The organism is Ruegeria sp. BE1, from assembly GCF_056538885.1.
The window spans coordinates 204718-216429 of the sequence record NZ_JBQFTY010000004.1 but is presented as its reverse complement, the minus strand read 5'-3'; the positions used below and the strand labels follow the sequence as shown (position 1 = coordinate 216429).

At 59.9% G+C, this 11712-nt stretch carries 6 protein-coding genes; 5 read left to right on the top strand and 1 reads right to left on the bottom strand.

Translation table 11 applies throughout. The annotated features are described in order from the left end of the window. The first annotated feature begins 312 nt into the window (after window positions 1–312). The 5 genes from ACR0J5_RS13850 (at window position 313) to ACR0J5_RS13830 (ending at window position 9939) form a co-directional block, all read left to right on the top strand. A complete protein-coding gene (locus tag ACR0J5_RS13850; protein WP_480654270.1) occupies window positions 313–4650 on the top strand; it encodes a beta strand repeat-containing protein in 4338 nt (1445 codons plus the stop codon). A 61-nt stretch (window positions 4651–4711) separates the two neighbouring features. Then, the gene (locus tag ACR0J5_RS13845; RefSeq protein ID WP_480654268.1) at window positions 4712–6445 is read left to right on the top strand and encodes a type I secretion system permease/ATPase; all 1734 of its coding nucleotides are present in this window, start codon (window positions 4712–4714) and stop codon (window positions 6443–6445) included. Beyond that, window positions 6442–7812, top strand: a complete 1371-nt coding sequence (locus ACR0J5_RS13840) for an HlyD family type I secretion periplasmic adaptor subunit (protein WP_480654266.1) — start codon at window positions 6442–6444, stop codon at window positions 7810–7812. Before ACR0J5_RS13845 ends, ACR0J5_RS13840 begins: the two co-directional genes overlap by 4 nt. 105 nt (window positions 7813–7917) lie before the next feature. Further along, on the top strand, window positions 7918–8694 hold the full coding sequence (locus ACR0J5_RS13835) for an HAD-IIB family hydrolase (protein WP_480654264.1): 777 nt from the start codon (window positions 7918–7920) through the stop codon (window positions 8692–8694). 15 nt (window positions 8695–8709) lie between these two features. Next, window positions 8710–9939, top strand: coding sequence for a glycosyltransferase family protein (locus tag ACR0J5_RS13830; protein ID WP_480654262.1), 1230 nt, complete (start codon window positions 8710–8712; stop codon window positions 9937–9939). Here ACR0J5_RS13830 and ACR0J5_RS13825 read toward each other — a convergent pair. Beyond that, window positions 9923–11659, bottom strand: a complete 1737-nt coding sequence (locus ACR0J5_RS13825) for a sugar phosphorylase (protein ID WP_480654705.1) — start codon at window positions 11657–11659, stop codon at window positions 9923–9925. The two genes, ACR0J5_RS13830 and ACR0J5_RS13825, sit on opposite strands and share 17 nt — an antisense overlap. Between the last annotated feature and the right edge of the window lie 53 nt (window positions 11660–11712).

The following is an 11712-nucleotide window of genomic DNA, read 5'->3' as shown; positions in this document are numbered from 1 at the left end:
GCCGGTCGGGCTTAGGGGAGTCATAGCCTAACGGAGGCATGCCTGCATCAAAACCCGATCAATTCGGCTCACATAAGTGTCAATAGCCGCCACTGAATAGTATCTTAACGGGGACCACAGTTTTTTAAGCCATTGAAAATAAATAAAACAACCTGTGATCACTTCACGCAGTTCGTGAGTATTTGCATTTGTTATATCCCCAATTCGCAGGATGTATTTTAGCTGACCAGCGGTGGTGACTACCCCTTTGCTATGCGACGCGCCCAGACCACCGGGTGAGCCGTAAAACGCAAACCCATGATGGAGTCCCTCATGCTGTCCCAATTCATAGAAGGCATTCGTGCGCGTCTGTTGACCTCGTCAACGCTGGCGCAAGAAACAAGCCGCGACGGTCAGACCCTCGTTAACAATTTCTTCCAAAGTACCGTGGTCGACGACACCCCGGCCTTTGTACTGGCCAATGACTTTTCGCGCCTGCTGAACTTTGGCGAGATCATCACCAACAACGCCGTGGCGGCCGTATTGGCCGAAGGTCAGGATGTTGAAGTGTTCAACTTCAGCTCGGGCCTGATCGAGGCGAATAACGGCCCCGAAGTGAATGCCACAGGCGTTCAGGTCACAGGCAGCGCGACGATCCGCAACTTTGGTGAGATCGCGGGTGAGTTCAATGGCGTTCAGTTTGCCGGTGCAGGCAGCTCGGGCAGCCTGGACAACTTCAGCGGCGGGGTCATCAGCTCTGACAGCCGTGCGGTTGATATTCAGGGTCAGGGCATTGATGTCCGCAACTTTGGCGACATCATCGGTACCGGCGATCAGCGCAATGGCACGATCTACACCAACAGCACTGCCGAAGATGTCACCATCTCGAACTTTGCAGGCGGCACTATCGACGCGGGCGTTGGAAACAGCGGCGCAGGTATCTCGTTGCAGGTGGGTGATGAATTCGGTGACCGGGTGGAAACCGACGTGTTCAACGGCGCAGGCGCGACCATTCAGGGCCGCGGTCAGGCGGCGTCGAACACCGCGCTGGCAGGCGACGGCATTCGGATCGATGAAGGTGTTGAAGGCACCATTCTGGAGACCGAGATTGTCAACAGCGGCCTGATCTCGACCGAAAGCAATCAGGGCACGGCCGCCGGTATCCGTATTGCCGACGGGGCGAATACCGAGGGCGAGATCCTCAACACCTCGACCGGCGTCATCGAAGGCCCGCGCAATGGTCTGTATATCGGCGATGCCGAACATGATCTGGATGTACTGAACTTTGGCACCATCCAATCCGGCAGCCGTGCCGTGAATATCGACGGCTCGGGCGTGGATCTGCTGAATGGCGGTGATATTCTGGGCACCGGCGATCAGCGCAACGGCACCGTGTATTCGGATGATACCGCGCGTGACTTCTCGATCAACAACATCGCGACCGGAACTATCGATGCCGGTGAGGGCAATCAGGGCTCGGGTATCTCGCTGTCGCTGGACGAAGACGGCAACGGTGAGGTTTCTGTTGAAAACGCAGGCACCATCGCGGGTCGCGGCAACGCGGGCGCGGGTCTGGGCACCGCCGGTGACGGCATCCGTCTGGAAGGTGCGCGTTTGGAAGGCGGCGGCTTTGGCCCCGGTCTGTTCGAAGGCACCATCAACAACAGCGGCACGGTCACATCCGAGGGCGCCAACGGCACCGTCGGCGCGTTCCGTGCGGTGAACAACGTCAATTTCCAGGGTGAATTGGTCAACCAGGAAGGCGGTGAGTTCGCAGGCGTTCAGAATGGCGTCTATTTCGGAACCGGCGATCACACGGGCGGTTCGTTCCTGAACCAGGGCACCGTCTCGTCCGACAGCCGTGCGCTGAACATCGATGGCGAAGGTCTTGAGGTTGTCAACGAAGGCGACATCCTGGGCACCGGAAATCAGCGCAACGGCACCGTGTATTCGGATGACACCGCGCGTGACTTCTCGATCACCAACGCCGAATCCGGCACCATTGACGCGGGCGAAGGCAATCAGGGCTCGGGCATTTCGTTGTCGCTGGACAGCGAAGGCAACGGCGACGTTTCCGTTGACAACGAAGGCACCATCGCCGGTCGCGGCAATGCAGGCGCAGGTCTGGGCACCGCCGGTGACGGCATCCGCCTGGAAGGTGTGCGCCCGGAAGGCGGCGGGTTTGAACCCGGCCTGTTCGATGGCACGATCACCAACAGCGGCACAGTCACGTCCGAGGGCGCCAACGGCACTGTCGGTGCGTTCCGTGCGGTGAACAACGTCAACTTCCAGGGTGAACTGTTCAACGAGGAAGGCGGCACATTCGCGGGTGTTCAGAACGGTGTCTACTTTGGCACGGGTGACCACACAGGCGGCTCGTTCGTCAACCGTGGGACTGTCTCGTCGGACAGCCGGGCGGTGAATGTCGACGGTGAAGGGCTGAGCGTCCTGAACGAAGGCGACATTCTGGGCACAGGCGATCAGCGCAACGGCACCGTGTATTCGGATGACACTGCGCGCGACTTCTCGATCGCCAACGCCGAGTCGGGCACCATTGACGCGGGCGCAGGCAATCAGGGCTCGGGCATCTCGTTGTCGCTGGACGCAGAAGGCAACGGCGACGTTCTGGTCACCAACGATGGCACTGTTGCGGGACGCGGCAACGCAGGCGCAGGTCTGGGCACGGCGGGTGACGGTATCCGTCTGGAAGGTGTACGTCTGGAAGGCGGCGGTTTCGGCCCTGCCCTGTTTGACGGAACCATCCTGAACAGCGGCACGGTCACGTCCGAGGGCGCAAACGGTACCGTTGGTGCGTTCCGCGCTGTCAACAACGTCAACTTCCAGGGCCTTCTGCTCAACGAAGAAGGCGGCGAGTTCGCAGGCGTTCAGAACGGTGTGTACTTTGGTACGGGCGATCACTCTGGTGGTTCTTTCGTCAACCGTGGGACCGTGTCCTCGGACAGCCGCGCGCTGAACATCGATGGCGAAGGTCTTGAGGTTGTCAACGAAGGCGACATCCTGGGCACTGGCAACCAGCGCAATGGTACGGTCTATGCCGATGGTACGGCTGACAACTATACCTTTACCAACAGCGGTCTGGTTGATGCAGGCGAAGGCAATAACGGTTCCGCCGTTTCGCTGCAGACCGGCGACGAATCCGGTGACGTCGTGTCGGCGGTTGTCCTTAACGATGGTGTCTTCCAGGGGCGCGGCGACGCGGTCGAAGGCAATCAGGTCGGGGACGGTCTGCGCCTGTTCACAGGTCAGGACGATGCAGGTTTTGCAGGTGTTGTTGTCAACGAGGGCCTGATCGCAGGGTCCGAGGACTCGGACGCCGCGGCTGGTATCCGCGTCGATGGTGGCCTGAACCTGTTGGGCGCGATCCTGAACGAAGGTGAAATCCGCGGCACGGTCAACGCGATTGACGCATCGGACGCGGGTGTTGTGACCATCGTCAACGACGAGGAAGGTGTGATCAACGGCAACGTTCTGCTGAGCGATGGCGATGACATCTTTGTTGATCTGGGCACCACCAATGGTGACATCTTCGGCGGTGCCGGTGATGACGTCCTGATCGCCGGCGATGCCGACAACGTTCTGACTGGCGGGCTGGGTAATGACTTCATCAACGGTGGTGAGGGCATCGACACGGCCGACTTCTCGGATCTGGATGTTGCGGTTGAGGTCCGTCTGGACGCCGATGGCAACGGTACAGCAACCCGCGATACCGGCTTCAGCGTTACTGTGACAGATGCGCTGGTTGCAGACCCGGATCAGTTCGGTTCGGCCATCGCAAACGGTGCCCAGTTTGTCGAGCAGGCCGTACAGGGCAACCTGTACTATAACATCCACACGGCGCAGTTCCGGGGCGGGGAAATCCGCGGGCAGCTGCTGGTTGAGGATGACGTCACAGTGGATGGTATCCGCACTGTCACCCTCAGCGGCAGTCTGGATGCAGCGCAGGAACCGGGGCCGCTGTCCAACAGCGAAGCAACCGGTGAGGCGACACTAGTCATCACGCAGAACCTGAACACGGGTGAGGTGACCTATTCCAGCCAGCTGGACGTTGTCGGCATCAGCGAGGCCGAACTGTTCACCCCGATCCCTGGCGTTGTCTCTCCGATCCATCTGCACAACGCCCCGGCGGGTCAGAATGGTCCGGTGGTTCAGGACACCCTGATTGATGCCGGTGCAACCCTTGACCCCAACCCAGGCGATGGCATCGGGCCCAATGGTGTTATCAACGGTGTGCTGGGTGTGATCGGCGAAGACGTGATCGAAAATCAGGTTGAAACCGACACGCTGCAATCGATCGAAAACGTGATCGGTTCCGATGATAACGACGTGATCATCGGCAGCGATCTGTCCAACGTGATCAACGGTGGGGCCGGTGGCGATGTGATCTCGGGTGAAGGTGGCGATGACATCCTCATCGGTGGTCTGGGTCGCGATACGTTCTCGTTCGGTGAGAACTTCGGCAACGACACGATCCAGGATTTCGAGATTGGTCGCGATGCGTTGCAATTCGGTGACTTTGGCCCCGATTTCGGTGGTCAGGTGAACGTTGCCCAGGATGGCAATGACACGCTGATCTCGTTCGGTGACGAAGGCACGGTGCGTCTGGTTGGCATCGACAGTGCTGATCTGAACGACAACGACTTTGTTGCGTAACTGAACCCTGACGGGGCGGCCTTGGGTCGCCCCGTTTTTCTAGCCGGAAAGGGCCCAAGACATGTTCCAGAACCACAATCCCGTCAAATCCGCCTGGGGATCGCTGCGCAAAGGTTTTGTTGCGGTTGCGGTCTTCAGCCTGTTTCTGAACCTTCTGATGCTGGCCGGGCCGCTTTATATGCTGCAGGTCTATGACCGTGTGCTGACCAGCCAGAACCCCGACACACTGATCGCCCTGTCCATGCTGCTGGCTGGCGTCTTTGTGGTGATTGCCTGCCTTGACCTGATGCGGATGCGCATTCTGGGCAGACTGGCCGCCCGGTTCGAGATGGCCGTCGGCGCCCCCGTGCTGGGGGCCGCGATGCGCCGCCGCGTCGAAGGCGAAAACGAAGCCGGTGAAAACCTCGTCGAAGATGTGAATGGGTTTCGCGAGTTTATCTCGGGCACAACCCTGACTGCGTTTTTCGATGCGCCCTGGATTCCGATCTATCTGATGGTGCTCTATGTGCTACACCCTCTGCTGGGCCTTCTGGGCCTTGTTGGGGCAATCACGTTGACCATCATGGCGCTGGTCAACAATGCCCGTGCCCGCGAGCCGATGAAACAGGCCACGCAAACCCGCAGTCGTTCGGACGCGTTGTTCAAGACCAGCGACCGGAACGCCGAACTGGTGCGGGCGCTGGGGATGAAATCCGACCTCGTGCGCCGCTGGACGGCTTTGCAGGCGGATGCGCATCAGCACAAAACCCGCGCCGCAGATCGCATCGCCAGCTTTTCCGTCATGTCCAAGACCATCCGAATGGGCCTGCAATCCGCCGCCCTTGGCCTTGGCGCGGCGCTGGCCATCACCGGGGAAACCACCGCCGGTGTGATGATCGCGGCCACCATCGTTCTGGCGCGCGCTCTGGCACCGATTGATCAGTTGATCGGCCAGTGGCGGACCTTTCTGGCGGCGCGCGGTTCCTACACCAAAATCAAGAAACTGACCGAAGATTTTGCCGAGGCACCGGCCAACCTGCATCTGCCGCGCGCATTCAAATCGCTGGACACCCGCATCGCACAGGCGGCCCCGCCGCGCGCGATGAACGCCACGTTGCGCGGGATCGATTTCAGCCTCAAGGCCGGGGATGTTTTGGCGGTGATTGGCCAAAGCGGGTCGGGCAAGACCACGCTGAGCAAGATGCTGGCCGGTATCTGGAACCCGCAGCGCGGCGAAGTTCTGCTGGATGGCAGCCCCATGTCGAAATGGAATTCCGAGGATCTGGGCAAGCAGATCGGCTATCTGCCGCAGGATGTGGAATTGTTTGACGGCACCATTCGCGAAAACATCGGCCGTTTCTCAGTGGAAATCGACGACACCGAAGTTCTGCGCGCCGCCCGTGAGGCCGGAGTGCATGAACTAATCAGCAGCCTGCCCGATGGCTATGAAACCCGCATCGGTCAGGGCTTTTTCCTGTCGGGTGGGCAACGTCAGCGTCTGGCTCTGGCCCGCGCGCTGTACGGCGACCCGTTCGTGCTGGTGCTGGATGAGCCGAATTCGGATCTGGATGCCGAAGGGGAACAGGCCCTGCGCGATGCGCTGCTGGCTGTACAGGAACGGGGCGCGATTGCAATTGTCATGACGCACCGCCCGGCCACGTTGCAGGCCGCCAACAAGGTGATGGTGCTGCGCAATGGCACCCAAGCCCAGTTCGGCGATAAGCAGGACGTGTTGAAAGTGACCCATCGCAACGTGCTGGACACACCAACCGCGCGCCCTGCAAACGAAACTCAGATCCAAGGAGCGGCCCAATGAGCGACCTGATCAAATACGCTTCGTCCCGCAACGCCGTCGGGTTTCACGAAACCCAACTCAAAGAGATCACGGATACCTCTTCCAGCATCACGCGCTATGTCCTGTTCGGGCTGTTCACTTTGGCGGTTTTCGTCGGTGGCAGCGCCTATTGGGCGTTTGCGTCGAAACTGGACGGGGCCGTGGTTGCACCCGCCTCTTTCGTGGTCGAGGGCGACCGCAAAACGGTCGAACATTTGGATGGGGGGATTATCAAAGCCATTCTGGTCTATGACGGCCAATTCGTTGAAGCCGGACAGCCGGTTGTGCAGCTGGACAGCACCGAGATTGACGTAGAACTCAGCGTCCAAGGCAGCCAACTGGGCGAGCTTTCCGTGCGCCGGGCCCGCCTGCTGGCGCAGATGAGCGGGCTGGCCGAATTCGATGAGGCCACCGCGCTGGCTGGGTTCCGCGACGGCATGAACCGCTTGCACTGGGTGTCGCCCTATCTGACGCAAAAGCAATTGTTTCAGGCCGAAGCCCGCGCCCGCCGCACCGAAGAGCAGATCAATGAACAGCGCATTACCAGCCTGCGCAATCAGATCGCAGGTCTGACCGAGCAGCGGCGTTCAACCCGGAACCAGATGGACATCACGCGGGCTGAGCTGGCCAATCTGGAAACGCTGCTGGCCAAGGGTCTGGTGGCGGCCACTCGGGTCAGCGCCCGGCAGATTGAGCTTGAGCGTCTTGGCGGGTCGGACGCGTCCCTGCGGACCCAGATCGCGCAGGCCCAGGACCGCATGCAAGAGCTGGAGCTGTCGCTGCTCAGCCAGAAGAAACTGCGCGATGAGGTCATCGCAGGCGAACTCGCGGTGGTTGAGGCGCAGCTGGACCTGATCCGCCCGCAATTCGCCGGATCGCTGGCCCGGCTTGAGCGGACGCAGGTTTTGGCCCCGACCAGCGGGCGCGTCGTGAATCTGGGCGTGTCGACCAAGGGCGGCGTCATTCGTCCGGGCGAGCCGATCATGGATATTGTCCCTGCCGATCAGGCCCTGATCGTCGAGGCGCGGGTAAAGACCGGCGATATCGACAAGCTGCGCATCGGTCAGAGCACGCGTATCCGCCTGTCAGCTTTCGCTCAGGCGGATGTGCCCGAAGCCAGTGGCCGGATCTTTGACATCTCAGCCGACGCGCTGGAGGACGAGCGCACGGGTGAGCCTTATTATAAGGCACGGGTTCAGTTGGACCCAGAGCAATCGCAAGAGGTGGCCGCACTGGAACTGGTGCCCGGAATGCCCGCCGATCTGTTCGTCAATACAGGCGAGCGTGCGGTGATCAGCTATCTGTCGCAGCCCATCAGCGACCGCTTGGCCCGCACGTTCATCGAGTGAGCCGCGACGCCTGTGCCTATTTTTTAGGCGTGGGCGCTCGGTATGATGTAAAATTCGCCACAATGGATTTACATCGCGCAGCGGCAGTTTTCTACTTTCCGGGTAATGAATAATGCCGCTGCCCCTTCCTTGCCGCTTTTGGTGTTCTCCGACCTCGACGGAACCTTACTGGACCACCACGACTATAGCTGGGATGCGGCCAAGCCCGGGCTGACGCGGTTGACCGAGTTGGGCGCAGGTTTGGTTCTGGCCAGCAGCAAGACTGCCGCTGAAATCCGATCACTACAGCAGGATATGAGCCTGACCCACATGCCCGCGATTGTCGAAAACGGCGCCGGAATTCTGTGGCCTGACCAAGCCTGCGCCGAAGATGACAGTGTATATCGGCACGTGCGATCAACCCTCGCAACACTGCCGCCGGGATTTGTTGGTTTCGGCGATATGACGGATCTAGATGTTGCACAACACACTGGTCTACCGTCAAAACAAGCAACTCTTGCACGTCAGCGCCAGTTTAGTGAACCGGGCCTTTGGACGGGCTCAGACGCGGCATTGGAGGCGTTTTTGGCTCAGGCCGCTCGTGCGGGTCTGCATGCCCGGCGTGGTGGGCGGTTTCTGACCCTGTCGCACGGCAAAACCAAGGCCGATGCTATGGCTGAGGTCATTGACCGCATGAACCCCCGGCAGACGCTGGCCCTGGGGGATGCGCCCAATGACATCGAAATGATCCAGACGGCAGATCGGGGCGTGGTTGTTGCCAATCCGGATGGCCCCCAAATCCCCTCTTTCCCGCCCGAGATTGAAGCGCGCATTCTCAGGACAACGCAAACTGGACCGCAGGGCTGGGCAGAGGCGATTTTGACCCTGACGGCGAGGCTCTGACAAAAGGCAGAAGACATGGCAGATTTTCATCAGAACGGAAACATCACCACCCTCCACAATCTGCGCAGCAGACCGGCCGAGCATCTGGCGCATGAAATCTCGGTCTTTTCGCAAACTCGCAAGATCACCCTGATCCTGCCCTGCCTTTACTCCGAACTGCAGGGATCAGCGCTGGAGGGTATTCTGAAAGAGCTGTCGCAGGTCTCTTACCTGCACCGAGTCATCATCGGTTTGGATCAGGCGGATGAGGCGCAGTATCGCCACGCCCGCAGCTTTTTCTCCGATCTGCCGCAAAACCACGCGGTGATCTGGAATGACAGCCCGCGACTGACCGAGCTGCAATCCCAGTTGCAAGAGCTGGGGTTAGCGCCGCAAGAGCCGGGCAAGGGCAAAAATGTGTGGTCCTGCATCGGCTACCTGCTGGCCTGTGCCGACAGTTCGGTCATGGCGATCCATGATTGCGATATCGTGACCTATAACCAGCGGATGCTGGATCGGTTGGTTTATCCGGTGGTCAACCCGACATTCCCGTTTCAAATGGCCAAGGGGTTTTATCCGCGCGTCGGTGACGGAAAGCTAAACGGCCGTGTCACGCGCCTGCTGGTCAGCCCGCTGCTGATTGCGCTGAAGAAAGTGATCGGGGATCGCGATTACCTCGACTACCTGCGCAGCTTTCGCTATCCGCTGTCCGGTGAATTCGCCATCCGCACCCCAACCCTACCCGACTTGCGCATCCCGTCGGATTGGGGGTTAGAGATCGGGGTGCTGTCCGAGGCGTGGCGCAATCTGGCCCCGAAATCCGTCTGTCAGGTCGAGATCGCAGACAATTACGATCACAAACACCAGGACCTGTCGCCTGAGGACGCGGGTCGGGGCCTGTCGCGCATGTCCACCGATATTTGCAAAGCGATCTTCCGCAAACTGGCCGCAGATGGCACGATCTTTACGCCCAACACCTTCCGCACGCTCAAGGCGACCTATTACCGGTCCGCGTTGGATCTGCTGGAGGGTTACTATACCGATGCCAAGATGAACGGGTTAGAGCTGGATCGGCACAAGGAAGAGAAATCCATCGAACTGTTCGCCGAAAACATCATCCGCGCGGGTCAGGTGTTTCTGGACAACCCGCATGAGACCCCGTTCATCCCCACGTGGAACCGGGTGCATTCCGCCGATCCGGAATTCCTGTTGCGCCTCAAAGCCGCCGTATCCGACGATTTGGAGGAATTCACCCCGCGTTCGTGACCCATCGGCATTGATACGGCGCCAACACGATGTCAGGGCCGTTGGTGGCCAAAATCTCTCCGGTCAGGGCGTCGGTCCAGACTTCTTCGGCGATCATGTTGATCTCAGCGGGGCTGACATGGACCTGCTCGACCGAGACGTTGTGCAGCGCAAAGATCGACTGACTGCGATCCAGACTTTGCCGCCAGATGCCAAACACGCGATCATCCAGCCGCAGCGTGAATTGCGTGGCGTTGGGGTGGAACGCCGGTTGCTGGGCGCGCAGGCGCAGACGTTTGGACAGTTCCGACAGCACCAGCGCCTGGTTGGAGCCCGGATCGGCCAGCCGCGCCAACAAATCGGGATAGTGCCAGCGGTGCCGGTTGATTGCCCGGTTCATGCCGCGCCGTTCCACGGCCTCATGGTCGTTCGGCGTGGCCAGCAGCGAGTGGATGTAAAAGGCCGGTATCCCCTCCAGCGACATGACGATGGTTTGCGAGCAGATAAATCGCGCCAGATGATACTGATCCTTGCCCGCGAAGGTGGCGCGCATCGCCTCAAAATACCCGCAGTTCAGTTCATAGGGTTCTTCGCGCCCATCCGGCAGCGCGCGCATTGACACCAGACCACCGATCCGGCGCACGGTGTCGATCATGCGCTCTTTTTCATCCGGGGGCAGCAAGCCTTCGGCGGGGCGCATGCCGATGCCGTCATGGCTGGCGGTGAAATTCAGATAGGCACACCCCAACTGCGCGGGTGGCATCGCGGCCTGCCATTCGCGCAGATACTGCGCCGTACCCGACTGCATCGCATGCAGGATCAGCGGCGGCAGGGGGAAGTTGTAGACCGCATGCGCCTCGTTCCGGTTGCCGAAATAGCTGAGGTTTTCGGTGCGCGGCACGTTGGTTTCCGTCAGCAGCACCAACGTTTCAGTCGCGTAGTCGCACAGCAACCGTAGCAGCTGCACGATGGCATGGGTCTGCGGCAGGTGAATGCAATTGGTGCCGATCTCTTTCCATACAAAGGCCACCGCATCCAAGCGCAGAATGCGCACGCCCTTGTCGATATGCAGGCGGATGATCCGCAGCATCTCAACCAAAACCTCGGGGTTCGAGAAATCCAGATCAACTTGGTCATGGCTGAACGTGCACCAGACGTGCTTTTCACCCTGATTGGTGTCGACCTGACGCAGCAAAGGCGTGGTTCTGGGGCGCACGACGTCTGACAGATCATCCTCGGGCGAGGCCTGAAAAAAGAACCTGTCATATGGGGCTTTGCCCTGAAGAAAATCGGTAAACCACGCACCCTGACTGGACACGTGGTTCAGGACCAGATCGGACATCAGGTGAAAGTCATCCGCGATCCGGGTGATATCCGCCCAATCCCCAAGCTGCGGGCTGACGGTGTAATAATCGGACACCGCAAACCCGTCATCCGAGGTGAACGGAAAAAACGGCAGGATGTGCACGCCGTTCACCACACCGCTCAGGTGTCGGATCAGGAAATCATGCAACAGGTCCAGCGGCTTGTGGGCCTGATCCTCGATCGAGTTGCCATAGGTGATCAGAACACTGTCTTTTTCCGACCACAGCGTATTGCCTGGCTTGCGCCCCTGTTTGCGCCTGTGCGAGCCCTCGGGCCAGAAGGCATCCGAGATCTGATGCGCCAGCTTTGCATGATCGTGGGCAGGGTAAATCTGAACAAGCAAATCGTTCAGTCGCCGCGAGAAATTGGTATTCACACTGGTCAAGGGTCACAGGGCCTGAGTTGCATCCGCCCGATGGTTTGCCAGAT

Bases quoted from the DNA above. Each gene is read 5' to 3' on its own strand.
- ACR0J5_RS13850 (WP_480654270.1), top strand. From the start codon at position 313: ATGCTGTCCCAATTCATAGAAGGCATTCGTGCGCGTCTGTTGACCTCG.
- ACR0J5_RS13845 (WP_480654268.1), top strand. From the start codon at position 4,712: ATGTTCCAGAACCACAATCCCGTCAAATCCGCCTGGGGATCGCTGCGC.
- ACR0J5_RS13840 (WP_480654266.1), top strand. From the start codon at position 6,442: ATGAGCGACCTGATCAAATACGCTTCGTCCCGCAACGCCGTCGGGTTT.
- ACR0J5_RS13835 (WP_480654264.1), top strand. From the start codon at position 7,918: ATGAATAATGCCGCTGCCCCTTCCTTGCCGCTTTTGGTGTTCTCCGAC.
- ACR0J5_RS13830 (WP_480654262.1), top strand. From the start codon at position 8,710: ATGGCAGATTTTCATCAGAACGGAAACATCACCACCCTCCACAATCTG.